This window comes from Paenibacillus sp. GCM10027627, from assembly GCF_042675505.1.
GTDB lineage: Bacteria > Bacillota > Bacilli > Paenibacillales > Paenibacillaceae > Pristimantibacillus.
This window is the reverse complement of record NZ_JBHTHB010000005.1, coordinates 378,704-403,986: the sequence shown is the minus strand read 5'-3', so window position 1 is coordinate 403,986 and position 25,283 is coordinate 378,704. Positions and strand designations below refer to the sequence as shown.

At 49.8% G+C, this 25,283-nt stretch carries 18 protein-coding genes; 16 read left to right on the top strand and 2 right to left on the bottom strand.

Translation table 11 applies throughout. The features are described from left to right. Positions 1–46: 46 nt before the first annotated feature. The 3 genes from ACFQZE_RS19215 (at position 47) to ACFQZE_RS19205 (ending at position 5,966) form a co-directional block, all read left to right on the top strand. Complete coding sequence (locus ACFQZE_RS19215; RefSeq protein ID WP_379359986.1) at positions 47–1,783, top strand: ABC transporter ATP-binding protein; 1,737 nt, start codon at positions 47–49, stop codon at positions 1,781–1,783. 146 nt (positions 1,784–1,929) lie between these two features. After that, a complete protein-coding gene (locus ACFQZE_RS19210; protein WP_379359984.1) occupies positions 1,930–4,647 on the top strand; it encodes a putative bifunctional diguanylate cyclase/phosphodiesterase in 2,718 nt (905 codons plus the stop codon). Next, the gene (locus ACFQZE_RS19205) at positions 4,644–5,966 is read left to right on the top strand and encodes an ABC transporter substrate-binding protein (protein WP_379359982.1); all 1,323 of its coding nucleotides are present in this window, start codon (positions 4,644–4,646) and stop codon (positions 5,964–5,966) included. Before ACFQZE_RS19210 ends, ACFQZE_RS19205 begins: the two co-directional genes overlap by 4 nt. 58 nt (positions 5,967–6,024) lie before the next feature. On the opposite strand, the gene ACFQZE_RS19200 is transcribed toward ACFQZE_RS19205, so the two are convergent. Next, positions 6,025–6,867, bottom strand: a complete 843-nt coding sequence (locus ACFQZE_RS19200; RefSeq protein ID WP_379359980.1) for an ROK family protein — start codon at positions 6,865–6,867, stop codon at positions 6,025–6,027. Positions 6,868–7,077: 210 nt separating this feature from the next. Between ACFQZE_RS19200 and wsfD the strand changes: the two genes are divergently transcribed. The 6 genes from wsfD (at position 7,078) to ACFQZE_RS19170 (ending at position 16,400) form a co-directional block, all read left to right on the top strand. Further along, a complete protein-coding gene (wsfD, locus tag ACFQZE_RS19195; protein WP_379359978.1) occupies positions 7,078–8,499 on the top strand; it encodes a glycan biosynthesis hexose transferase WsfD in 1,422 nt (473 codons plus the stop codon). A 90-nt stretch (positions 8,500–8,589) separates the two neighbouring features. After that, a complete protein-coding gene (locus ACFQZE_RS19190; RefSeq protein ID WP_379359976.1) occupies positions 8,590–9,531 on the top strand; it encodes an alpha/beta fold hydrolase in 942 nt (313 codons plus the stop codon). Between the two features lie 712 nt (positions 9,532–10,243). After that, positions 10,244–10,696, top strand: coding sequence for a YdeI/OmpD-associated family protein (locus tag ACFQZE_RS19185; RefSeq protein ID WP_379359974.1), 453 nt, complete (start codon positions 10,244–10,246; stop codon positions 10,694–10,696). A gap of 219 nt (positions 10,697–10,915) precedes the next feature. Further along, positions 10,916–11,848 carry a hypothetical protein gene (locus ACFQZE_RS19180; protein ID WP_379359972.1) on the top strand — a complete coding sequence of 311 codons (933 nt, stop codon included), beginning with the start codon at positions 10,916–10,918 and terminating at the stop codon, positions 11,846–11,848. A 76-nt stretch (positions 11,849–11,924) separates the two neighbouring features. Further along, positions 11,925–14,888 (top strand): S-layer homology domain-containing protein, encoded by a 2,964-nt coding sequence (locus ACFQZE_RS19175; RefSeq protein WP_379359970.1) that lies wholly within the window; start codon positions 11,925–11,927, stop codon positions 14,886–14,888. 309 nt (positions 14,889–15,197) lie between these two features. After that, a complete protein-coding gene (locus ACFQZE_RS19170; RefSeq protein ID WP_379359967.1) occupies positions 15,198–16,400 on the top strand; it encodes an outer membrane protein assembly factor BamB family protein in 1,203 nt (400 codons plus the stop codon). A 2-nt stretch (positions 16,401–16,402) separates the two neighbouring features. Here ACFQZE_RS19170 and ACFQZE_RS19165 read toward each other — a convergent pair whose 3' ends face one another. Next, positions 16,403–16,696 (bottom strand): RNA polymerase alpha subunit C-terminal domain-containing protein, encoded by a 294-nt coding sequence (locus ACFQZE_RS19165; protein ID WP_379359965.1) that lies wholly within the window; start codon positions 16,694–16,696, stop codon positions 16,403–16,405. Between the two features lie 135 nt (positions 16,697–16,831). Here ACFQZE_RS19165 and ACFQZE_RS19160 point away from each other — a divergent pair, with 135 nt between their 5' ends. The 7 genes from ACFQZE_RS19160 to ACFQZE_RS19130 all read left to right on the top strand — a co-directional run bounded on the left by ACFQZE_RS19160 (position 16,832) and on the right by ACFQZE_RS19130 (position 25,109). Continuing rightward, on the top strand, positions 16,832–17,326 hold the full coding sequence (locus tag ACFQZE_RS19160; protein WP_379359963.1) for a GyrI-like domain-containing protein: 495 nt from the start codon (positions 16,832–16,834) through the stop codon (positions 17,324–17,326). 232 nt (positions 17,327–17,558) lie between these two features. Then, positions 17,559–18,944 (top strand): ABC transporter substrate-binding protein, encoded by a 1,386-nt coding sequence (locus tag ACFQZE_RS19155; protein WP_379359961.1) that lies wholly within the window; start codon positions 17,559–17,561, stop codon positions 18,942–18,944. A 98-nt stretch (positions 18,945–19,042) separates the two neighbouring features. Beyond that, entirely contained in the window at positions 19,043–19,924 is an 882-nt protein-coding gene (locus ACFQZE_RS19150; RefSeq protein WP_379359959.1) for a carbohydrate ABC transporter permease, read from the top strand. Next, complete coding sequence (locus tag ACFQZE_RS19145; RefSeq protein WP_379359957.1) at positions 19,924–20,757, top strand: carbohydrate ABC transporter permease; 834 nt, start codon at positions 19,924–19,926, stop codon at positions 20,755–20,757. The genes ACFQZE_RS19150 and ACFQZE_RS19145 overlap by 1 nt, the downstream gene beginning before the upstream one ends. A gap of 25 nt (positions 20,758–20,782) precedes the next feature. Further along, on the top strand, positions 20,783–22,765 hold the full coding sequence (locus tag ACFQZE_RS19140) for a cache domain-containing sensor histidine kinase (protein ID WP_379359955.1): 1,983 nt from the start codon (positions 20,783–20,785) through the stop codon (positions 22,763–22,765). Next, positions 22,740–24,404, top strand: coding sequence for a response regulator transcription factor (locus ACFQZE_RS19135; protein WP_379359953.1), 1,665 nt, complete (start codon positions 22,740–22,742; stop codon positions 24,402–24,404). Before ACFQZE_RS19140 ends, ACFQZE_RS19135 begins: the two co-directional genes overlap by 26 nt. Before the next feature lie 333 nt (positions 24,405–24,737). Then, entirely contained in the window at positions 24,738–25,109 is a 372-nt protein-coding gene (locus ACFQZE_RS19130; RefSeq protein WP_379359951.1) for a hypothetical protein, read from the top strand. Positions 25,110–25,283: the final 174 nt, after the last annotated feature.

Here is a 25,283-nt window from a genome sequence, read left to right as displayed (position 1 = left end):
CCCTTAATAAATCATTTTATTAAATTATAACTATGTAGGTGACAGCATGAATGCATTGTTGAAAGTAAATGATTTATCGGTGTCTTTTTTTACGAGAGACAAGGAAGTAGAGGCGGTAAAAGTCGTTAGCTTTGAAGTGCGAAAGGGAGAGACGCTTGGCATAGTAGGAGAATCGGGCAGCGGAAAAAGCGTCACGGCAAGAACGATTATGCGCTTGCTTCCGTCCCCTCCTTCAATGGTTAAAAATGGAGAGGTTCTGTTTCAAGGGGAAAATCTGGCCTTCAAAACCGATTCCGAAATGGAGAGCATCCGCGGTAAAGAAATCGGGATGATCTTTCAGGACCCGATGTCCTCCTTAAATCCGACTATGAGAATCGGAAAGCAAATTGAGGAAAGTCTCATCAAGCATAGAAAGCTTGGCAAGGCGGAGGCGCGCAAGGAAGCGATTGAAATGCTGCGAATGGTCGGCATTACGAATAGCGAAGCCCGCTATGCCCAGTATCCTCATGAATTTTCCGGCGGGATGAGGCAGCGCGTCATGATTGCCATTGCGCTTGCTTGCCGTCCGTCCCTACTTATTGCGGACGAGCCGACGACCTCGCTCGACGTTACTATTCAAGCGCAAATTTTGAATCAGATGAAAGAGCTTCAGCAAAGCTTAGGCACGTCCATTATTTTGATTACTCATGATTTGGGCGTTGTAGCGGGGATGTGCGACCGAGTGGTCGTTATGAAGGATGGAGAAATTGTAGAAACGGGTACAACCGCCGACATTTTTGCCAATCCGCAGCATCCTTATACCGTTAAGCTGTTGAATGCGCTGCCTCGCCTCGACGAAAAGAAGAAGCCGAAGCTTGTATCTACCGCGATTCAATCGGCGGACGATGTGCCTTTGCTTCAGGTGCGTTCTTTAAAACAGTATTTCGATATGGGCAAAGGTCAAATCGTAAAAGCTGTGAACGAGGTCAGCTTCGATATAAGAGCGGGGGAGACGCTTGGCGTCGTCGGGGAATCGGGCAGCGGCAAATCGACGACCGGCCGGGCGATTTTGCGGCTGAATGAGCCGACTGGCGGGGAAGTGCTGTTCAAAGGCATCCCGCTGCAAAGGCTAAACCGGGCTGAGATGAAGACGATGCGCAAGCATATGGGCATTATTTTTCAAGATCCGTACGCTTCGCTTAATCCCAGATTGCGGGTAGCCGATATTATCGGCGAGTCGCTGGATGTGCATGGACTGGCTTCCGGGAAGAAGGAGCGTCAAAGGCGGATCGAGGAGCTGCTGGACATGGTGGGGCTGAACTCCTCCCACGCTCTAAGGTATCCTCATGAATTTTCGGGAGGACAGCGCCAAAGAATCGGTATTGCGCGCACGCTGGCCGTAGAGCCGGAGTTTATTATTTGCGACGAGCCGCTGTCTGCGCTGGATGTCTCCATTCAAGCGCAAATCGTGAAGCTTCTGGAAGAGCTTCAGCAGCGTCTAGGCCTGACTTATTTGTTTATCGCCCACGATCTGTCGATGGTGAAGCATATTAGCGATAGGGTTGCGGTCATGTACCGTGGGAAAATCGTAGAGCTGGCCGAAAGCGAGGAACTGTACGAAAACCCTATCCACCCGTATACCAAATCTCTGCTTGCAGCCATCCCTGTGCCTGACCCGGCAATCGAATCGCAAAAGAAATATGCGGCTCATTCCGAAGGACACAAAGCGGACCCGTATGGACTAGAAGGCTCCGAGTTTGTAGAGGTGAAGAAGGGGCATTGGGTCGCATTGGAAAAGCTATAATTTGACGAAGCCGAGGGAGCTTTTTGGGAAGTTTCCTCGGCTTTTGTCGATCCCTGACATAATAGAAAAATCCCCCTTCCAGTCGTATACATTTCCTATCCCCAGCGGCAAACAATCGTGTTATGATGGGGAAAATGAAGTAAGGAATGGAAGGCGTTGGCGTAAAAAAGACGCCGATGCCGACTCGGAAGGACCGTGTGAATATGAGGAAGTGGATGAACACCCCTCGCTCCAAACGGAGTTATTTTTTTATTGGAAGTATGGTTCTGCTCGCGCTATTCAGCGCCTCGGAACAATTGCAGCTCATTTACGGCATCACGTTTGCTTTTACTAATATTATGCTGCTTGTCCTCATTATGCTCTTCGGCCTCCGTACAGGGATGACTGCCGCGTTCATCGCTTACGGTGCGGCCTTGCTTTTTTTTCACGCCCCGATATTTATGCTTATTTTTTTGTTCGAAGCGTGCTGGATCGGCATTTGGCAAAAAAAACGGCCAGGACCCGTGCTTGTGCCGGGGATGGTTTACTGGTGCATACTAGGCCTGCCTCTTACGCTGCTCGCATGCTATCTGTCAGGGCCCTTCTCGACGACAGAATTTATACTGCTGCTTGCCGTTACGGCAGCAAATGGCATGTTCAATGCGCTAATAGCTGAAATATTGGTCGATTATGTGCCGCTGCGGCGTTGGCTGCGGCTAGATATGGACAAGCAAAGGCCAATCCCGTTCAGTCGGGCTTTGTTCCATTTATCGATCACGATAGTGGCGCTGCCTTTTTTGGCCATTATGATGATCAGCGGCTGGAACTCCTACCAATCATCCACGGACTCTACTCTGCAAACAGCCAGCAATACGGCTGCCAGCATATCGGACGAGCTTGCCCAATGGGGCGAGAACGATATGCTCGGCGTACAGCTGCAAAGCATTATACACCTCGGATATTTACAAGAAATCATCAATCGACATACTTCCCAGAAGCTGTTTGACATTTCAATCGTAAGCGATAAAGACCAGGTTCTGGTCGCCACTTCCGACCAGGCGAAAAAGCTGGAAGAGGCAAACGTGCTAAGCGTCAAGCCGATTGCGGATCATTTCACAATCGAAATGCCGACACAGGAAGCGATCCCCTTGTTGCCTACACAGCAATGGCGCCATGCGCAATATGTATACAAGATGAAGCTGGATCAACTTCCAATAGCGATCTCAGTAAGCGTACCTGTCGTCACTTATAAGGAACAAATCTTCCGTGAGTACATCTACCATTTGCTGTACACGCTCGGCAGCGTCCTCGTAGCCGGCATGCTGGCGTTCGGCATAAATCGCTGGCTAAGCCACGGCTTGAAGCAGCTCGCGGGATCGACTACCAACCTGCCGATCAAGCTGAAGACAGGAGTGCCGCTCGATTGGCCTCGCAGCGGAATTGTTGAGGTTGATTCTCTCGTCCACAATTTCAAGGATATGTCTCATAATTTATCACAGATGCTGCAGGAATCAGAGCGGATGAACCATCAGCTGCGGGACTCGGAGGAGAAGCTGCATCAGATGGCTTATTTTGACGGATTGACAGGACTGCCGAACCGCTATCATTTTCAGCAGTCGCTCGTTGGTCTAATTGAGTCTACCCGGGAAGCGGATGAGAAAATTGCCGTCATGTTTGTGGATTTGAACCGCTTTAAGCAAATTAACGACTCGCTTGGACATGCCGCAGGCGACGTGCTGCTGCAACAAGTTACGGCAAGATTTTCGGCCATCGCCAGTGATGGAGGATGCAGCGTCTATAGACTCGGAGGAGACGAATTTGTATTTGTGCTTACGTTCTCTCATCCAGAGTCGCCAAGGCTGTTCGCGGAGAAAATTTGCGGCTGCTTCGAAGCGCCATTCGAGTTGTACGAATCGATCGTTTATACGACAACAAGTGTGGGGATCAGCCTTTATCCGGATCACGGATCGACGATTGACGATATTGTCAAAAAAGCGGATATGGCGATGTATTTGGCGAAGGAGCAAGGGAGAAGCGGCTTTCATTTCTTTGATCATGAGCTTGAGCGTACGTTCCATGAAAATATGCATTTGGAAAGCGGCATGCGCAGGGCGCTGGAAAAAGGACAGTTTTTCCTTATGTACCAGCCGAAGGTGTGCCCGGAAACAGGCGGGACGATCGGATTTGAGGCTCTCGTCAGATGGAATCATCCCGAAAGAGGGCTTATTCAGCCGACACGCTTTATTCCGCTCGCGGAATCTTCCGGCATGATACTGGACATCGATATGTGGGTATTCAGGGAAGCTTGCAGGCAAACCAAGCTGTGGCAGAACAGAGGGCTGACCGCTATCCCGGTTTCGATTAATTTGTCCGCCAAACATTTTTACCAAGGCAGCTTAGTCGATAATATCGTTCATATTTTGCGGGAAACGGGACTGGACGCTCGCTATGTCAATATAGAAATAACGGAAACGGTGTTTATTCGCCAAATGGAGAGCGTTATTGAAATCTTAACGGAGCTTAGAAGGCTTGGCATTCATATTTCAATCGACGATTTTGGAACGGGATATTCTTCCTTGAATCAGTTGCAGAGATTGCCGGTTTCCATCGTAAAGCTGGATCGAACATTTATAAAAGATGCCGAGCATGACGGCCGGAAAGCGTCTGTTGTAAGGGCGGTCATCGAGTTGGCGCACAGTATGGGCCTTCAGGTCGTTGCGGAAGGAATCGAGACGGAGGATGAGCTTGCTTTCTTTAAAAAGCTGAGAGTGGACGAGCTTCAGGGCTATTACTTCAGCAGACCGCTGCGCAGCACACAGTTTGAGCATTATATCAGAAGCGAAATGCTCCGCGTCAATCAATCGAAACGGGGGAAGGAAGCATGAGAAGGTTAGGTTTACTCCTTATTGCAATGCTTGTATTTACGACCGCCTGCAATTCGGCCTCCGATACGCCAAGAGGCGAGAGCCATTCGTCTAGCGTGAAGGCCGTCCATTTGTCCAAGGAGCCTGTCGAGCTTGAGTTCTGGTCTTATTACGGCGGATGGGAGCCGATTATTGAAGCTTTTCAAAAAAAATATCCGAATGTGACCGTTCGGCTTAAAACCTTTTCTAACGATTCCTATGTCGGACCCTATCATAGAGCGATTGCCAAAGGGGATACGCCTGATGTCATGATAGCGGACAGCGAGGAATTTGGTTCTTTTACAGGGATAGCGGGGCTCGAAGACTTGTTTGAGTTCGGTGCTGAAAAATACCGTGACGATTTCAGCGAAAGCTTGTGGGCGAGCAACCTGTCCTTCGACCGCAAATCGCTAATTGGCTTTCCTTCAGGCAGCTCTCCATTAGTCACTTATTACCGCGCCGATATTATGGAGCAGCACGGCTTTCCTTCCGAACCGGAGGAGTTGGCCGAATTTATGGAAAGTCCGGAAAATTGGATTGCGATAGCAAGAAAGCTGAAAGAAAGGGACAGTTACATTGCGTCATGGCCGATGGACGTCATCCAGCTATTCGATAGCACGCAAGGTTTGTTCGATTACAAGATGGGCTTTGCCAGAGACACGGCCGCTTCGAAAAAAGGCGTCAACATAGCCAAAACGATGTACAACGAAAATCTAGTTTCTTCAAACGATGTATGGACGCAATCCGGTATTGAAGGAATCCGTACAGGCAAGTTCGCTATGCTCTATATGGGCACCTGGGGAGCTAATCAAATTGCCCAATGGGCTCCGGGCACAACCGGCCTATGGCGCCAGACGAGGCTGCCGTTTAATTTGTACGGCTGGGCGAACAGCTCCAGCTTCATGATTCCGAGCGCTGCGGATCAGAAGGAATGGGCCTATCTATTCATTGAATTTTGTGTAACGGAGTGGAGTATGAAAGGGAGCGGAAACGGCGTGCCGTCCTATTTGCCGGCGAGGGCGCAGCAAGTGAGCGACGGCAAATCCAATGCGTTTTACGGAGGACAAAATCTTTATGCGTTAAACGAAAAGCTGACGGATAGAATGAGGGAATATTCGGCGACACCGGTCGATGCGCAGGCGAGAGCCATTTGGTCGAAAGTGATTAACTCGGGGATCGAGCGGAATCGAGAAGCGGAGTCGATAATACAGGAAGCGGAAAGAGAAATATTTACAACGCTCGGCAAAGAGATTCATATTTTAGAAAACTATTTGTTGCAAAATCACTTGATTGTGCAATAAGAAAAAAGCAGTCCTTCCGCTCAGCGAGCCGGTGGACTGCTTTTATTATTGATATTCATTAGGCCAGAGTCAGCTTGCGAGCCCATTCCTTAGCGCCGTGAGCGATAACCTTCCGCTCTATTTTAGGAGCTTCGATCGAGCAGCATTTCAACAGCTCCGGTAAAGCGTGAGCTTCCAGGGCAGCGATTGCCGCTTCTCTGTATCCGTGTAGCGTTGGCGTGCTGCCGCCTAATACGATAACGTCGGGATTGTATAGATGGAGCAGATTGGCTAGAGAATAGCCCAAAAAGGTTCCGGCATGACGAACGATTGCAACTGAATGTTCATCGCCCTGCTCAAGATTATGGTGTAAAGTGTCGATGTCTACGCCCGCTTGATTCGCAATGGCGTAGCCGCTGGCTAAAAAATCGAGAGCCGTCGGCTTTCCGTCGACCGACATCAGCATGTAGCCAAGCTCGCCGCTCCAGCCTTTTGCGCCTAGAAGCAATTCGCCTTTAACGACGACTCCGGAGGCGATATACGTATCGACCATAATAACGGCAACCGTATCGCGGTCTTGTCGGTAGGCGGCTTCGGCCAAAGTAGATGCCTTTACGTCATTGATAAAAGCGACGGGAATGCCGTTAGACGTGGCGAATTGCTCCGCTGTCACGCCGCTTAAAGCCGGTACGACGTGGCTAAGCTCTACTTTGTAGGTTCCGGCTACGAGACCCGGCATCCCCATGCCGATTCCTTTTGGCACAATGGGAAGTCTGGCCATAAATTGTTCGACCTCATTTTGCAAAAACTCCAGACTGCAATCCTTTTCGATTGATGTTTCATACTCCATAAGCCCGTCCGGCGTTTCCGCAATAAAACCGATTTTGTCGCCATAGATTTCGATTCCAACATAATGATTCATCGTCTTGCTGCCTCCTTCTCGATTCGGGGCGAGATGCTTTCCGAAATTATGCTAGCATACGACTGATAGAATTGGCAATTCCGTCCAATGACGGTTTAAAGGCTGCGGGCAGGGATACACTGAGCCATATTCGGCTTTTCTAATTCAGAGCGTTTTGATGCTACGGGATTGGATAGGCCGGAACCAGTCGAAGGGCGGGAATTGCGGGAGATGGCGAAACGGATTTTTACCGTAGAAAATGTTTATTTGCTGGCGGCTGCGGCAATTGCGGCGGTGTTGCTGCTCGGGAAGACGTTTGTAGGGGTGGCGGACAATGGAGACTTCCTGCGGATTATGGGAACGGCGGGATTAAATTACGGAAATGCGGCTGAAAGCTTCGAGGAGCGGTTTTTTTCCTACTCTCATTCCCGATTCGCTTACGATTCATTTTTTCGAGGCTTTTATTTATCATCGCAAATTGCACTTGTAGTTGCGGCTAGATTTGTGGGGAAGCTGCTGAATAGCGAATATTTTGATATCCGGGTTGTAGGAGTCTTCTATACGCTCCTGCATTTGGCTGCGGGTTATCTCATCATAAAATGGAATAAATCGGAATTCGCGGTTGCGAATGTTTTGTTTGCGGGCCTTATGCTGATTGTGTTTATGGACATCGCCTATTTAGCTTATTTTAATTCGTTGTACGGCGAGCCGGTATCGCTTGTCTTTATGCTGCTTGCACTGGCGCTAGCACTTATGATTTCGCGGAGCGAGGCTCCTTCGCGCTTAATGTTGGCGTTGTTTTTTGCGGCCGCTATTTTTCTGGCCTGCTCCAAAACGCAAAACGCTCCCATCGGGATAGGGTTCGCCCTGATTGGATTGCGCTTTTTGCGGCTGAGGCGGGATCGGAGCTGGCGGAAGCTTGCGCTCGTTTTGACCGGGACGACTATGTTGGCCTCTTTGGTCATGTATGTCGCGGCTCCGGGCGATTTTAAACGGATCAATTTGTATCAGACTGTGTTTTTTGGCATTTTGCACGAGTCGCCGGACGTGGAGGGAGACCTGAAGACGCTTGGGTTGCCCCCGCATTTGAGCGTGCTGGCGGGTACGAACTATTTTCAGAAAGGGACGGCTATTCCTCAAAATGATCCTTCTTTGGAAGGCGACTTTTATAGCCGCATTTCTCATTTCGACGTGCTGGCCTATTATGCAGCCCATCCTGGACGCTTGCTGGACAAGCTGGAATATGCGGCAAACTATAGTATGGAAATTCGGCCCTATTATTTAGGCAGCTATGAAAAAAGCGAAGGCAAGCCGCCGCGTGCTCTCTCGTTCCAGTTCAGCGGATGGAGCGAGTTCAAACGGCATGTTATTCCGAATGAGCTTTGGTTTGTGGCCGGATTTTTTGTCCTATTTTTTGCCGGGGCGGTTTACGAGTGGGCAAGGGCGGATGCGGAGCGGAAACGGGCTGCGGCGGAATTGTTTGCGCTGCTTGGGCTGACGGGCGTCTTTTCTTTTATGATCCCTGTTCTTGGGGATGGAGTCGCCGATTTAAGCAAACATCTATTTTTATTTAACGTTGTGTTCGATATGATGGCGGTGACAAGCGCCGTTTGGCTACTGTTTAAAGCGAGTGCGCTTCTTCGTAAAATATGAAAAAACCGAGATAAAAGTAACTCTTTTTCCGGATGCGGTTCCTCTTTAAGATGGAGATAACCATTTGCACGGAGGAGGGAGGATGCGCTCATGGCACAAATACCGCTTCAAGATAAGTTCATGCGGACGGCACTGTCCGTTGCCGGTTTTCCATTGTTTTTGTATCAGCTTGCTATTTCGGGCATCGAGTCCCTTAAGTTCAAACCCGCCGGAAGGCTGGTCGATATTGGATCGAAAAAGCTGCATGCCTGTGTGGCAGGAGCAGGAGGGCCAACGGTCATTTTGGAGGCAGGGATGGGGGGCTGCGCCTTGGGCTGGTCCTATGTACAGCATGAGCTGGCTAAGCACGGGACCATTTTATCCTATGATCGGGCGGGAGTGGGATGGAGCAAAGGCAAAGCAGAGCGCCTCACTTGCAGCGGATACGTGGACGATTTGAAGGCGCTGCTGGACCAGCTTGGGCTTAAGCCGCCTTACTTGCTCGTAGGGCATTCCTATGGAGGGATGGTGATGCGGCTGTTCGCTTCTCGTTATCCGAAGGATGTGCTCGGCATTGTGCTGGTCGACTCTACTGCCGAACATCGGTTCATTCCCGCTCAGCTTGGCGAGCGGCGAATGAGGGAGAGGAAGAAGCATGGAAAGCTGTACAGATGGGGCTACTGCCTGGCGCCGATCGCCATTCCAAGATTTCTTGGGAAGCATATCGGAATGAGAGGACTGCATGCAAATGCGCAAGCGGCCATCCACGCGCTAGGGTTTAGAAGCCGTGCATATGAAACGGTGTATTCCGAGTTTTTGAATGCTGAAGAGAGCGCCAACGAGCTTCTGGCTGCCGAACCATTGCCGAGTGAAATGCCCGTTAGAGTGCTGACCGCCGGTTATCAATCGGAGGAATGGAAGCTGGATCAACGGAAACTTCTTCAGCTAACGGAAAGGGTCAAACAAACGGTTGTGGAGGATAGCTGGCACTCCATTCAAATCTATCAGCCTAAAGCGGTGGTGGATGCAGCGCTGGAGCTGATGAACGGTTGAGAGGGAGCGGCTGAATTTTGAGCAGAGAGAGGGCTAGTTGTTTCAGACACCACTAAACGTGCGGAAACGCGGTTTTGGGGTGGGTTAGTTGTTTCAGAAACCACTAAACTTGAGGAAACGGGGTTTTGGGGTGGTCTAGTTGTTTCAGACACCACTAAACGTGCGGAAACGGGGTTTTGGGATGGGTTAGTTGTTTTAGAAACCACTAAACGTGTGGAAACGCGGTTTTAGGGTGGTCTAGTTGTTTCAGAAACCACTAAACGTGCGGAAACGGGGTTTTGGGAAGGGCTAGTTGTTTCAGGAACCACTAAACGTGAGGAAACGGGGTTTTGGGGTGGTCTAGTTGTTTCAGACACCACTAAAATTGCGGAAACGGGGTTTTGGGATGGGCTAGTTGTTTCAGAAACCACTAAATGTGCGGAAACGCGGTTTTGGGGTGGTCTAGTTGTTTCAGAAACTACTAAACGTGCGGAAACGGGGTTTTGGGGTGGGCTAGTTGTTTCAGAAACCACTAAACGTGAGGAAACGCGGTTTTGGGGTGGTCTAGTTGTTTCAGAAACCACTAAACGTGCGGAAACGGGGTCTTGGGGTGGTCTAGTTGTTTCAGGAACAACTAAGCCGCGAAATCGGCCCATTTTCGAGCAATCGTAGTGCAAAATAGATGGCGTTACTGTACATGTTATAATGGTGGAAAATAAGGAGGCGATTGCAGGTGTTGGAGTTTCGTTCGGTCATCATATTGGAAGGCAAGACGGCAACTGGATTTGAAGTGCCTGAAGAAATCGTTAAGGGGCTGGGCACGGGTAAAAAACCAGCTGTAAACGTTACGGTCGGAGGCCATACTTACCGCAGTACCGTTGCTGTGATGGGCGGCAAGTTCATGATCCCGCTTAGCAGCGAGAACCGGGAAGCCGCTGGCGTTTCCGCGGGGGACGAAGTGACGGTACGGATTGAGCTGGATACGGAGCCTCGCGTGGTGGCCGTTCCCGAAGATTTTGCCGACAGGCTTAACCAGAACGATGCCGCCAAAGCTTTTTTCGAAGGGCTGTCCTACAGCAACAAGCGCCGCATCGTGCTTCAAATCGAGGGAGCCAAATCGGCCGAAACCCGCCAAAGACGTATTGAAAAGGCGGTTGAGTCGCTGAGCGTCAGCAAGATCATTTAGTCTAAAATCGGGAAAAATTTTTAATTCCGATAAAACTTATAGGAAAAATATAAAATAACCATTGACATTGGGTAGTCGTCCACCCTAAAATAAGTTCAACGCAGAAAAGACGACAATCTACTGGATGACCAGAGATTCAACGCGAGCGAAGGCAGCTCGAGGTTGGATCTTCTTTTTTTGCCCAAAAAAAGCGATGGAAACGACAGGAGGATTAATCAGATGAAAAAGTTCGCCATTTCTAAATTTACGTTGATTACCGTTTGTGCAGTTAGCGCATTTGCTCTTCTAACCGTAGGAGTTGCCGCCTCAAAGCAGGGGCAAGGCGATAAGGCGGCTTATGCGGCTGCTTCCGATCAAGGAAAACCAGCTCAAGGGGCTGCGGTTCAAGAGACGGCTAACAGCGGGCAAAATACAACCGTTTCGAGTCAAGGAGAAGCGTCAGCGGCGCAATCGGACTCCGGGCAAAAAGCAGTACAGCAAAGCGCAGTCGTGCAAACTGCGAATGTAAATATAACTTCGAACGGTTCAGAAGACAGCTCCGCTGACGCAGAAGCTTCCGCGAATCCAGCTTCATCCCCAGTCACAGACAAAGGAGCGGTTTCGGGAGCTACGCTTGCCTCGAAAGAAGCAGGCGGTAATAAAACAGCGGATAAGCCGCAATCCAGCAGCGGCAGCGAAGGCTCAGCTTCTTCAGAGCCATCCGGCAGCAATGCGGGTGATAAGAATGCAGCAGCGAAGCCAGCAGCAGCGGCAGGTGCTTCCTCTTCGCAAAACAATGGCGAAAAAGCGGCTTCAACTAAATCCGGCACGTCTGCAAACGCCAATTCGTCGAAACAAACGGCAACAGGCGGCAAGCAGTCCGGAAGCACTGCTTCTGCAAGCAGCGGCGGTTCGGATCAAGGTGCGGCTGCTAAGGAAAATAAACCGACGGGGTCCATTTCTTTTGTAAAAACAACCGATTCATCGACTAAGCCTGTATTAACTCAAGATACGGAAAAAACGCCGAGCCAGGCTGCATCGACGGGTTCATCGAATTCGTCCAGCTCCTCCCCTTCTTCCGGCTCAGGAGGCTCTTCTACCCAGCCAGCTCCAGCAACGCCTAGCCCAGAACCGGCGCCTTCTACGGGCGGCAGCAGCGAAGAGGAATGCTAATTCATTCAACGCTCATTTATTGATGCAACATAACTAGCAGCATTCAATCATTTTGCAAAAGAAGAGGGGAAAAGCTATGCGGGCAAAACCAGCCGTTCGATTGTGGGCGCTATTGCTAGCCATCGCTGTGGCATTGCCGGTCTTTCAGACGGGCAAAGCTGCGGCCGAGGCGGGGAGCGTTCAGCCAAATGCCAAATATGACACTTACGATACTTATTTTACAGACGTGTACCCTGGGCTTGGCAATTCCGGGCATGTGTACGACGCGGTCACTTATCATCAACTATGGAACTTGCTGAACAGCGAGGGGAACTATGTGTTTCTGTTTGGCGGGGCGTGGAGCGAGCGTACGCAAGCGGTAATCGGTTATATCAATGAAGTGGCCAAAGAATACGGCATTTCGGCGATTTATCAGTTCGACACTCGGCTCGACGGCGCTACGGAAGCGGCGAATATTGCGGGCAACAACAATTCGGATGCGCTCAAAAAACGTTATGTCGAGTTAGTAAAACGTCATTTGACCAATTTGACCGTTCAAAACCCGGAGTATGTAAGCTATACATCCGCAAGTGTGACTCAATCGGCCTATAAGCTGAACGATCCCTACTTGTTTGTTTACAACAAGAACAATGGGCAAGGGGCTTCCCCGATTGTAGCCGATCTTCAAGAGCTAGCTACGCGCGCAGACTTCCTTAAGGATGGCTCCGCTAGCGAAATCGATCCTGTCAAAGTGGAAGCTTACAAAGCGAAGGTACGGGCCGTTTTTGATACGATTTCTACGGAAGTGGGCGGACGAAAAACGGCGACTCATAGCGTTTTGAACAATGAGAGCTATTTCAGGTCGACTTACGATGCGGCGGCAACCGACCGAACCAGCGAGCATGTGTTTACGGGCAATCGTATCGTATTCGAGTCGTTGACGTATCATGAGCTGACGAAGCTTTTGCAAAGCGATGGAAACTATGCGATTTTGTTCGGCGGGCCTTGGTGCCCTAACACTCAGCCGATCATCGATTTGATCAATTCCTGGGGTATCGAGCAGGGCATTCAAACGATTTATACGTGGGATACAAGACTGGACAACGGATTTGATCCGATTACCCAAACGTTTAAATCATCCGAGCTGCATGTGAGGGACGTGAACAATTCCAATGCGAAGCTGTATGTGGATTTGGTCAACGCCCATTTGAAAAACTTAACGACGGCCAACAGCGTCGATCCGAACGGCAACCCGGACAATCCGCCGCAAAACCCGAGCGGAAGCAGGCTCATTTGGTATGGTGAGGGCGCAGATCGCGTTTATGCCAAAAGGCTGCAAGTGCCGTATGTGTTCCTTTACAACAAAAATCATATCGATGCCACGAACAAAGCAGCACCGGTTCTGGGACATGTAGAGCTTATGTATTACTGGAACAATATTAATCAAAATGACGAGTTCGGCAGCCGTACCGATCGGTACAAAGCGGCGCTTAAGCTGTTGTCGGACAGAGCCGAAGCTTCTCCGACGGGACTAGCGGGAGTCGCTCCGACATCCGCTGGGCTGGCAAACGGTAAAATTACCGGAGCGTCGGCTGCTCTAGAATATAAGGCGGCAAGCTCGGAAACGTATTTGCCGGTTAGCGGAAATACAATCGAAGGTTTAGCTGCGGGAACGTATCATGTCCGTTACAAAGCGAAAACGGGATACAACGCAGGGGCAACCAATCCGACCGAACTGTACTACGGGGCGAGCAGGCACGTTGAAGTGACCGTCCCGGCAGGGACGGGCGGAGGGACGACCGGTCCCGGTGACGGAGGAACGACAGTGCCAACGCCAACCGCAACTCCTGCTCCTACCTCGACTCCAGCACCGACAAGCCCATCGGGCAAACCCGTTACAATAACAGAGACAATTCCGGCCAAAACGGATTCGGCTACGGGATCAAATGTCGCGGTTGTTTCCAAAGAAGCGGCGGCAAGCCTGGTAGACAAAGTGAAAAAAGAGTCTGCAAACGGCGCCAAAGTTCAGCTTGAGCTGAAGGTAGATGCGGCGGACAATACGGATTCGACGCAAGTGACCGTACCGAGAGCGGCATTCGACGAGCTCGCGAAGGGCGGCAAGGTGGGGCTTAAAGTCGACGCGGAATTCGGATCGTTGTCGTTCGACGAGGCAGCTTTAAAAGCGATTAGCGAAAATAAAGCAGCTGGCGACATCAGCTTTATTGTTTCCGTCTCCTCCCTTACGGAAGAAGGAAAAGCGGTGCTTGGAGACCGGCCAGTCTACGATCTGCAAGTGTTTGCAGGCGAGCAGCCGATTACCGCTTTTGGCGGAAGCAATGCGCAAGTCAGCATCCCTTATAAGCTTGGGGCAAACGAAGACCCGGAGGCCGTTATTGTTTACTATGTAACGGAGTCGGGCGAACTGCAAACCGTACAAGGCCGTTATAATGGGGCTTCCGGCTCCGTCGAGTTTGTAACGAATCATTTCTCGCAATATATTATCGGGTATAACAAGGTTAGCTTCTCCGATGTACCGGAAAACTTCTGGTACAGTGACGCCGTTTCTTTCCTCGCGGCAAGAGGCATCGCCAGCGGCACGAGCGACCAGCTTTACAGCCCGGGAGCTCCTCTCACTAGAGGACAATTTATCGTGCTTCTGCTGAAGGCGTATGGCATTGATCCTGCTGCTAGCGGAGCGGACAATTTCGCCGATTCTGGCGATAAGTACTATACCGATTATTTGGCCGCAGCCAAAAAGCTGGGCATTGCAAGCGGAACGGGCAACAATAAATTCAGGCCAGAGGAAGCCATTTCGCGTCAGCAATTGTTTACATTGCTCTATCGGGCTTTGGTAAAACTAGGCGAACTGCCTGAAGGGAAATCCGGCTTGAAAGCGGATGAGTTTAAAGACTACGGCAGTGTTGCCGCTTACGCTCAAGACGCCGTCCAAGCTTTGGTACAAAGCGGTATTATTCAAGGGAACGGCGATAAGCTTGACCCTCTGCTCCAAACGACAAGAGCGCAGGCGGCTCAATTGTTGTTCCGGTTGCTTACGGCATAATGGCGAGCGGACAGCAGTTAAGCTCCGAAGAGCAGGCCGCTGAACGACGCCGCTAATCGGCTAAACCATTACAGCTAAATGAAAAAAGCAAGTCCGACAAGGCCTATGTCTTGCGGGCTTGCTTTTTTGCTGTCATCCAGCCCTTTTTTGCAATTGCAAACGGCAAATCAAATAGCGCTGCGGGAAATCAGAGATATGTATAAAAAAGTGTGATCCTGTTATATAGATTTCTATCGTTCATAATGTCACATTTGATATAGATCGAGTGTGCGGTCTCTGCTATACGAGATGACTATAGGAGTGGATGAGATGATGATTCGGCGCAAACGAAGGCCCTTTCCGTTAATGATTAGCTCCGCAATCGTATTAAGCTTGATTTTGGGAGGATGCAGCGACGGCAATGAAATCCAAAGTGTAGAGTCCAACGCGGTGATGTTTCGGGCGGATGCGTCACATTCCGGCTCGTTCGAGGCGATTGCGGAGTTAAAAGGAGTGCCAAGCTGGACGTTCCGCACCAAGAGCGCCATCTATGGATCGCCTATTGCAAGAAACAATATCGTCTACTTTGGCAACGAGCACGGAGAGATGTATGCGATTGACGGAGCCACCGAGACGGAGAAGTGGAAATTTCAAGCGAAAGCGGGGATACGCACGACGCCTGCGCTATGGAACAAGCTGCTCTTTTTTGCCGACGATTCCGGTGTAGTCTACGCTCTTCATTCTGAGACGGGAGTCTTGAAGTGGCAATTTAATTTAGAGTATGACGATAGAAACATAGATAAATGGGATTATTACCGTTCGTCCCCGGTCATCTACGACGATACTGTATATATTGGCAATGGCGGAGGGACGTTCTACGCTCTGAAAGCCGGATCGGGAGAGAAACGATGGGAATTCAAAACGGATAAGGAAGGGGCCGCGATCCGCACGACGGCGGCGGTTCATGAAGATACGTTGTATTTCGGAGACTGGAGAGGGTACGTTTACGCCTTATCCGCAAAAAACGGCACCAAAAAGTGGAGCGTCTCCCTCGGAGGCCCCATGATCATATCTCCGCTTGTCTTTGAAAATATGCTTTATGTAGGCGGGCGCAATGCGGCGGTCATGGCTTTAAATACGGAAACAGGAAAAACGGTCTGGAGCAAGGTGGACCCAAAGGGCTCCTGGATGCCGTCTTCGCCTGCAATCGACGCGCAGTCCAAAACTATTTATTTCGGCAGCTCCGATGCACTGACGCTTTCGGCGCTCGACTCGGTCACAGGGGAGCAGCGCTGGCAATATAAGCACAAAACGCATTTGTTCTCCTCTCCCGCTATAGCCGGGGGCGTTGTTTATATCGCATCGGGTTACGCCTACAACTCCGAAAGAGAAGAGTCGCTGCTCGCTTTTGATTCGCAATTTGGCAAGCTTCTCTGGAGCGCGCCGATTGGGAGATCCTTTTCCTCTCCGTTCGTTGACGGCAATAAGATCTATATTACCGACTTGAATGGAACGCTCCATGCTTTTCAATAATGCTAGCTTTTGAACGACAGTCCTGCTTCCTCTAAAGCCGCTCTAAGTGTGGGCAGCGATTTGGGGCCCATGCCGTGAATGGACAAAATCTCTTTTTCGCTGTAGGCGGACAGCAATTGCAACGTATTGATTCCGTTATGCTGCAGGGCTCGTCTTGCAGGCGCCGACAGGAGGGCCAGAAATCCGCTCTCCGGCTTGCGTTCGCGCTCACATTCCGGGCAAGTAGGGCAATCGCTGCTTTTATAAAAGGAATGGCCGTAGTCGCAAGTTTTTAATGTTTTTTTGGATGCCGCCATATCTATTCTCCTCTCGGTCCCGTTCTTTTGGGTTCGGTTGCATGCTCTGATATTCTAGTTTAGACGTCCTTTATCTAGTATAGTAGAAGTTAGAGGAGATAAACATCTTCTGGAAGAAGGATCAATATATACGGAATGGAGCTGGGCGTTGGAATGGATAAGGGGCATGTGGAAATTAGAAAAGAAACGAAGCTGGTCGGTTATTCGGTCGAGGCTTCATTAAATCAAGATATGGAAGCTGGCATTGTAGTCGAGCTGCGGCAGAAATTGCTGGAGACCCGGCATGAAATCGCGAATCAGCTCGAAAACGCTGGCATATATTTGGTTCAAGAGTACCCTAATTGTGAATGGACGCCGGATACTCCGTTTGTCAGCATAGCGGCAGTGGAAGTTAGCGAATTTGCGCAAATCCCTGAGGGGGCTGTGCAGCATACGTTAGTTGCCGGGGAATACGCTAAATTTACGCACAAAGGGCCGGAATCGGAAATCGGCGATACGTATGATTCTATCCGGGAAACCGGAGTGGCAGCCGACCGGCCATTCGATTTTGAATATTGGGCGAATCCCGATGCGCTTGGAGAAGACGAGGCCGTTATTGATATTTATTTGCCTTTGAAAGCAAACTTTTAATAGAATCTTGTGAGAATGCCGCTAGCACCCGATGAGGTCTGGCGGCATTTTTTTCGAATAAATCGCTCTCTTCATCGTACTAGAATAAACTCTCGCATAATAAATCTATGATTTTCCCGAAAAAGTGGATGTTTTTGTCCCTAATTATTGAAATCTATACCTATTCCACCTAAGAAAGCGCTTTTATAATGAGGGAGCAACGACAATAATCCATTCATGGAGGGTCTAAGGGATGAAAAAAAGTCTAGTACTGATGCTCGTTTTCATGCTTAGCATTTCGCTTGTGCTTGCCGCGTGCGGCAACGGTGGAAACAAAGAGGAACCGAAGCCAAGCGACAACGGAGGCAATACAGGCACCGAATCGGCAACGCCATCTGAAGAACCGAAAGTGGAACCGTTTACCGTGTCGCTTCGCCACATTCAAATCGGCGACGCGCAAAAGTTTCGCAAAGCCATTTTGGACGATGTGGTCAAAAAGACGGAAGCTGAAATTCCAGGTTTGAAATTTGAGCTGGACGGCGTCGAGGATCAAGTTAACCGCTACACGAAGCTGCCTGCCGAAATGGCTGCCGGCAATCCTCCCGTCATCTTCGACTTGTTCGGCGGCATGGGCGACGCTCAAAAATATGCAAAAGCGGGCCGTTTGCTGGAGCTGACGCCAATTCTTGAAGAGCTGGGCATTAAAGACAAATTTCTGAATCTCGGCCAATTCGTCGTGGACGGCAAAATTTACGGTCTTCCAATCGGCGGCAACAACGAAGGCATTTTCTATAACAAAAAGCTGTTTGCCGAACACGGCATTGCGGCTCCAACGACGCTGGAAGAGCTGGAAGCGGCAGCCGACAAGCTGAAAGCGGCAGGCATTACGCCATTTGCAATGGGTTCGCAAGCGGCATGGGTGCCTAACATGTTAGTCAACACTCTGATCGGACGTTATGCGGGACCAGATATGGTAGATCGTATTTTGGACGGATCCTTGAAATTCAACGCTCCTGAAATTGTATCCGCTTACGGGAAATACGAGCAATGGTCCAAAGCGGGCTACTTCTCCAAAGGCGAGCTTGGCATGACGTATGACCAAATGCTTAACGAGTTTCTAAACAGTAAAGCCGGCATGATTTTCGACGGCAGCTGGCGCTCCTCCGCTTTCAAAAACGACGAGCTGACGAAAAACATTACGCCTGAAGACGTTGGCTACATTGCTTTCCCTGCCGTACCTGGCGGCAAAGGCGACCAAACGTATTTGAACGGAAACTACGGCAACGGCTATGGCTTCTCCGCCGACCTCGACGAAAGCGAGCTGGCAGCGGTCAAAGCGTTTATCAAAAACTTGTACAACGACGAAATGCAGCTTCGCGGCTTGCTGGAAGACGGCGTATTGCCTGCGATGAAGCTGGCTCCAGAAGTCATGAGCGGCGTACAAGATCCGGTTGTGAAGCAAGTTCTAGACGTAGCGGCTGCTTCCGCCGGCGCCTTCTCCCACTACGAAATCAGCGTTCCGATGAAAGTATACACAGAGACAGAAACACAAATTCAAGCCATTATTGCCGGTCAAGCGAACGCTCAGCAAGCGGCCGATGCGATTCAAAAAGTATTGGACGCGGAAGCGGGCAAATAACGGGCAACTAACAGGCCAATGAAGGGAAGGCGCTTCCCGCCGCACGGTGGGGCGGCGCCTTCTTCGATGGCTTTGACGGAAGGAGAGGACGACCCTAGATGAGAAGCGCCCTGAAAAACCCTTACGCCTACGCGTTATTCGTCATTCCGACGATCGGGCTGTACTTTCTGTTTACGATCTACCCGATGCTTTCTTCGGCATATTACGCTTTTACGGATTGGGACGGCTTAAACGATCCTAAATTTATCGGTTTTGACAATTTCGTCAATGCCATTAAAGATGCTTATTTTCGAAAATCAGTGTTAAACAATATGTATTTCATCTTTTTCTCCGTATTTGTGCAGGTGCCGCTCATTATCTTTTTCGCCATTTTGATCGGCAGCGTCAAGAGATTTCAAGGCTTTTACAAAACAACGGTGTTTGTGCCCGCTATTTTGTCCACTGCGGTCATCGGCATTTTGTGGCAGTTTATGTACAATCCCGAAGTGGGCATCGTGAACAAGTTTCTAGGCTTGTTCGGAATTGAACCAATCTATTGGCTTGCGGATACGAAGTACGCCATATGGGCGATTTTGATTACAAATGCTTGGCAGTGGATGGGCTTCTTCATCGTCTTGGTGCTGGCTGCCATTCTAGCGATTCCGAAGGAATTGAACGAAGCGGCGGAAATCGACGGGGCGAGCGGATTCCAAAGAGCCATTTCCATTACGGTACCGCTTATTAAACCGATTATTTCCGTAATTGTCATGCTTTCGATCGCCGGAGCGATGAGGGTTGTCGATGTTGTACTCGTGATGACACGCGGGGGTCCTGTCGGTTCGACGGAAGTTATGGCTTCCTACATGGTGAATCGGGCGATCCGGTACGGCGAATACGGCTACGGCACTTCATTGGCGCTGCTGATCTTCGTTATCGCGCTGGTGTTGACCGCCTTATACCAATTGACCTTCGGACGCACGAAAGATGAGGTGACCTACTGATGCCGCTTACTATGGTAAAAAGAACGCTGCCGCATATCGTCCTTATGATCTATGTCGTCGCCGTTCTGGCCCCCTTTGTGTTTGTCGTCTTTTCGTCCCTGAAGGACAACAACATCGATATTGCGGAAAATCCGTTTGGCCTTCCGACCAAATTCGTCTATCAAAATTATGTGGACGCATGGGTATCGGCCAAAATTAATAAATATTTTTTTAACAGCGCTTACTTGTCTCTAACGTCCGGGGTAGCGGGAGTCATTCTTGCAGCGGGGACGGCGTTTGCTCTGACGCGGATGCGCCTGCTTCGTACAAGCAAAGTGCTGTACCAGGTTGTACTGATCGGGATGCTTATTCCGAGCAACGTGTTGTTCATCGCACAATACATTTTGGTGAGCGACCTTGGGCTGCTCAATACGCACTGGTCTCTGTTTTTGCCTTATACGGCGGGATCTCTGCCTATAAGCGTTCTGCTTATCGCCGCGTTTATGAAAGCGATACCGAACGAGCTGGAGGAAGCGGCTATCGTCGACGGACTTGGGGCGATCGGGCTGTTCACCCGCATTATTTTGCCGGTAACCGTACCCGCACTTGTCACCGTGTTTATCGTAAACTTCCTTGGCGTGTGGAACGAATATTTGCTGTCCAACTTCTTTATCAGCAAAGATGCGCTAAGAACGCTGCCGACGGGCATGGTCGGATTCCGGGACGCGTACCAAACGAATTACGCTTATATTTGCACCGGCATTGTGTTCAGCGTATTGCCCGTTCTCGTTCTGTACGCTTTCTTGCAGGAGAAAATTATTGAGGGCATTACGGCCGGAAGCGTAAAGGGTTAGTGAACCGAATAGAAGGAGGGCGCTTATGTCGCTTCGTTTCAAGCTGTTCGCCGCCTTTCTCATATTGATCATTCTACCGTTATTCCTTTTAGGGATAGCGGCTTATTACTTCATATCGCAAACGGTGGAGAAGAACTATGCGCAGCAGTCGGAGCTGACGCTTCGGGCGCTGCGGCAAAATGTCGAGTTTGTGTTCAGCGAAATGAACAAAGTAACCGACAGCACCATTGCGAGCATTGCGATGCAGCAATTGCTGGACCAGCGCGGCTCTACCGTAAACGATCTGTCCCAGCTCCGGATGCTGGAGCTGAACGAAATTCAAAAGAGCTTTCGCGAGCTGTTAATCAATCATCCCTCCGTCAGCTTTGCGCTGATGTATCCGCTGGAGGAGCAACGGGCTATTCCGATTTATACAAAAGATTATTTTGAAGCGATGCCGTTCTCGCAGCTTAAGGAACATCCGCTATATCAAGAGGTGCGCCGCCGCTCCGGGCAGCCGGTATGGGTCGGGCCTTATGAATATCCCGAGCTGACGGGCGATGATCCGCTGTTTACGCAAATTCGGGTCGTCAAAGATTTGGAGAAGCTGCAGGACCGCGCTGTGCTGCTCGTTCAGACTAAAAATACGAATATCGATGCGGTATTCCGTTATTTCAGGTTTAATCAGGAGCATTACAATACGAGATTTTTTATCGTCAATAAGGCGGGCAAGGTGCTGTATGACAGCAGCGAAGAAATGAACGGGGGAGCGATTGGCGATTTCACGGACAGCAGCTTTCAAATGGATACGGCCTTTGCAAGCAACAGACAGTCTTTTTATGGCGAAGACAGCATCGTATCCAGCGTTAGCATAGGCCGGGACAGCTGGCATCTGGTGTCTGTCACGTCGTGGAATTCGCTGTCCAGCGAAATCGTAAAGTATGCGTGGTGGCTGGCCGGATTTTTGGCGGTAACGGTGCTGCTGGCGATGTATTTCCTGCTGTTCTCCGTCAATCGAATTGCGAAAACGATCGTATTGGCCGTTCGGCTTATGAGAAGAGTTGAAGAAGGCGAGCTTAGCATAAGAATGGGAGAGCGGGACGGGGATGAGCTGGGGCTGCTGGCTCAAGGGCTAAACAGCCTCATTGGCCGCATTCAATATTTGCTCGGACGGGTGAAGCAGGAGCAGGAGCAGAAAAACCGGGCGGAAATGCAATTGCTGCAAACGCAGATTAAGCCTCATTTTATATTCAACACGCTGGAATCGATCAACATCCTTGCCCGGCAAAATGAAGGGAAAAAGGTTAGCCAAATGGTGCTGCGGCTGGCTAATATTTTGCGGATCAGCTTTAAGGGGCAGGAGGAAATACCGCTTTTTCAGGAGATCGAGCATGTCAAAAGCTATTTGGAAATCCAGAAGTTTCGGTTCGCGGACAGTTTCAACTATACCTTTGATATTCCGGACAGCCTGTTGGACTGTTATGTGCAAAAGCTGACGCTTCAGCCGCTCGTCGAAAATTGCATTCAGCACGGTTTTGACGGCCTTGAGCGAATGGGGCATATTGTCATTCGGGCTAGAGAAGAGAGGGAGAGGCTGCTGCTCAGTGTAGAGGATAATGGGGTCGGGATGGGCAATGAGACGCTCGCCCACTTTCAATATATGGCTTCGGATGATGGGGGCGATGCTTCCGGTCAGAGGCAAGGACAAGGGCAAAGACAAGTGCCGGGATCAGGGCAAGGATCGGGGCAAAGACAAGGACCAGGATCAGGATCGGGATCGGGGAACGGAGAGGGAGACGGGGCTGGAAAGGACGAAGGGGATGCTGTTTTCGGACATGGAGGACGTATGCACAACCCGGAGAGGAGGGGGCTTGGCATTCGCAGCGTAGCGGATCGGATTCGGATTCAATACGGCGCGAATTACGGCCTCTTCATTTGTTCCCTGCAAGGACGCGGCACATCGATTCAATGCATCATACCAAAGATGGGATCGGGTGATACTCATGAAATTAAAGGCCATGCTGGTTGATGACGAGCTTCCGATTTTGAACAATTTGAGGGTAGCCCTTCCGTGGGAGGAGCTGGGCATCGAGGTAGCGGCGCTAGCGCGGAACGGGAAGGAGGCGCTCGATTATTTTCACGATGAGCGTCCCGATCTCGTGCTGTGCGATATTCGTATGCCGGTGATGGACGGGATGGCCTTTCTCGCGGAGGTGCGGAAGACGGATACGGATTGCGAAATGGTCATGCTCACGGGCTATCAAGAATTCGAATATGCACGCGAGGCGCTTAAAAGGGGCGTTCGGGATTATATTTTGAAGCCAATCGATTACGAGCAGTTGGAGCAGTCCGTCAGGCAAATTAGCGAAAAAATACGGACGCGCAAACAAGATCGAAAGCTCGCGGATGAGAGATGGGGCCGGATGGCGAGCATGGCGTATGAGCAGCATCTGTACCATTTGCTTCTCGGCTTTGATGCGGAACAGGAATGGGAGCTGCTTGCGGATCAAGGGTTTATGCTTACGCATATGAGCTACTGCATGCTGCTCGTCGATATCGACAGCTATGCACAGTTGTCGGCGCAGTGGAGCGATGCGGAGCGGAAAGGGCGCAACGCCGAGATGACGAAGTCGCTTCGTTCGGCTTCATTGGCGGAGAGGCTGCCTTGCTCCGTGCTGCAGCTGCGGGAAGGGGAATGGTGTATTCTCGTCCAGCATGATGCGGAGCTTGAGGGGATGGCAGTAGGGCAAGCCGAGCATGGGATATTTGTGGACGATAGAAGAAGCGGTGTTGGTAGCGGCGTTTATTGGAATAGCAAGCTTGCCGAGGAACGGCTGCTTTTGTTGAGAGAAGCTATAGCGGACTTACTGCCGATGAAGGCCAGCGTTATCGCTTATCCGAAGCGAGTTGGGATGCGAGAGCTTTCATCTGTGTATAAGAAGCTGCAGCATAGTTTGCTGCAAGCTTCGGGAGACGGCCATTTATATGCCGATCCTAAGGCAGGAGAGGGAGGCCAAGGAGCTGGAGAGTCGCTTTGGCAAGCGATGGACGCTATCGTGGCAAGTCTACGAAAAATGGATCAAAACGCGATGCAGCGAGCGCTTGCAAGGCTGAAGAGCAATTGTTTGTCTCAGCATGAGCAGGCCTATGTTTGCTCGGAAAAAATATTGCATTATTTGCTTATTCATCTTCTCCGCGAGATGCGGGAGATGCAGATGGTTTCAACGCAGGAAGAAGATCGAGTCTGGCGGAAGCTTCAGCACAGTGTAAGCATGAAGGATATGATGGGAGCGATTAGCCAGCTTATGGAGGAAGCGATGGAAAAAGCATTCAGCAAAAAATCGAGCGAAATGCTGATGATCGCCGCCAAAGACTACATCCTCAAACGACTGACCACCGACCTCGGAGTAGAGGAGTTGGCAGGCCACCTAGGCATCAGCGGCAGCTATTTCAGCATGCTGTTCAAAAACCACTTCGGCGAAACATTCGTCGAATACGTCACCAGCCAGCGGATGAAGCTGGCCCAGTCGCTGCTGCTAACGACGGATAAAACCGTTACGGAAATAGGGACGGTGTCGGGGTATGCGGAAAGGCGGTATTTTACGAAGGTGTTTCAGAAGTATTATGGGATGACTCCTTCGGAGTGTCGGGAGCGGGGGGAGCGGTAGGGAAGGGGAAGTTGGGGAAATAGCTAGAGTTGTATAGAGTCGCTTACGGTTTTGGCCGTGGGCGGCTTTTTGGTTTGGGCTTATTCGTAGTGAGCATAAGTTAATGAGTGAGTTTTAAGCAATTTAAAATATGTTCTTGGATCATTTGAGTGTTCATTATATGCTGATAAAGTCGTAGATTTATTTAGTTAAGGATAAATTTGAAAGGAGTGGACAATCATTCACCTTGCTGTAATCAGCGACTAAGTACGTTATGTAGACGACTCTAGTTACATAGAAGAGTTTAAAAATTTAGAGGCAATGAAAGAGAAGTACATAAAGGGAGGGTCATGTGTGAGTTCTGTGTTTTCAAATGTGAATATTGATGTAATTGATTTTGTGAAAAACAGAAACGATCTTAAATTTGATTTTTATACTTCGACTATCGAAAATGAGTTTTTGGGTTCACTTATTTGTAGAAGTGTTCTTTCATTAAAAATTGATACGCAGTTTGAATCCGATGAGGAATCACCTTTTCAATGTTTTATATGTGATGTTAGCGTTATTAAGTTAAAGAACCCTGATGAGGTTTCAGTATGCTTTAAAAAACTAAATTATGCTTACAGCTCTGCACCTAAATATAACGAATACTATTATGTTCGTTTCGAAGGTGGAGATATTGATGTGAAAATGATTTGTGGACATGTTGAGATTGTGAAGGAATGACTTTTAATTGTTACCTTGAGAAATGGAAGTTGGCTATGGGCCAGAGTTTGTTTTGACGAAAGAAATTGTTATTTTTGCCGCTTCAATTAATGCAAGGATTGGTTTTGATTTATATTGTGATGAAAGAGTAGAGTAGCTGAAGTTTATTTTACAAGGGTCCTAAATTGATTTCAG

Bases quoted from the DNA above. Each gene is read 5' to 3' on its own strand.
- ACFQZE_RS19135 (WP_379359953.1), top strand. From the start codon at position 22,740: ATGAAATTAAAGGCCATGCTGGTTGATGACGAGCTTCCGATTTTGAAC.
- ACFQZE_RS19210 (WP_379359984.1), top strand. From the start codon at position 1,930: ATGGAAGGCGTTGGCGTAAAAAAGACGCCGATGCCGACTCGGAAGGAC.
- ACFQZE_RS19140 (WP_379359955.1), top strand. From the start codon at position 20,783: ATGTCGCTTCGTTTCAAGCTGTTCGCCGCCTTTCTCATATTGATCATT.
- ACFQZE_RS19170 (WP_379359967.1), top strand. From the start codon at position 15,198: ATGATGATTCGGCGCAAACGAAGGCCCTTTCCGTTAATGATTAGCTCC.
- ACFQZE_RS19150 (WP_379359959.1), top strand. From the start codon at position 19,043: ATGAGAAGCGCCCTGAAAAACCCTTACGCCTACGCGTTATTCGTCATT.
- ACFQZE_RS19215 (WP_379359986.1), top strand. From the start codon at position 47: ATGAATGCATTGTTGAAAGTAAATGATTTATCGGTGTCTTTTTTTACG.
- ACFQZE_RS19200 (WP_379359980.1), bottom strand. From the start codon at position 6,867: ATGAATCATTATGTTGGAATCGAAATCTATGGCGACAAAATCGGTTTT.
- ACFQZE_RS19190 (WP_379359976.1), top strand. From the start codon at position 8,590: ATGGCACAAATACCGCTTCAAGATAAGTTCATGCGGACGGCACTGTCC.
- ACFQZE_RS19205 (WP_379359982.1), top strand. From the start codon at position 4,644: ATGAGAAGGTTAGGTTTACTCCTTATTGCAATGCTTGTATTTACGACC.
- ACFQZE_RS19180 (WP_379359972.1), top strand. From the start codon at position 10,916: ATGAAAAAGTTCGCCATTTCTAAATTTACGTTGATTACCGTTTGTGCA.
- ACFQZE_RS19175 (WP_379359970.1), top strand. From the start codon at position 11,925: ATGCGGGCAAAACCAGCCGTTCGATTGTGGGCGCTATTGCTAGCCATC.
- ACFQZE_RS19165 (WP_379359965.1), bottom strand. From the start codon at position 16,696: ATGGCGGCATCCAAAAAAACATTAAAAACTTGCGACTACGGCCATTCC.
- ACFQZE_RS19160 (WP_379359963.1), top strand. From the start codon at position 16,832: ATGGAGCTGGGCGTTGGAATGGATAAGGGGCATGTGGAAATTAGAAAA.
- ACFQZE_RS19145 (WP_379359957.1), top strand. From the start codon at position 19,924: ATGCCGCTTACTATGGTAAAAAGAACGCTGCCGCATATCGTCCTTATG.
- ACFQZE_RS19155 (WP_379359961.1), top strand. From the start codon at position 17,559: ATGAAAAAAAGTCTAGTACTGATGCTCGTTTTCATGCTTAGCATTTCG.
- wsfD (WP_379359978.1), top strand. From the start codon at position 7,078: ATGGCGAAACGGATTTTTACCGTAGAAAATGTTTATTTGCTGGCGGCT.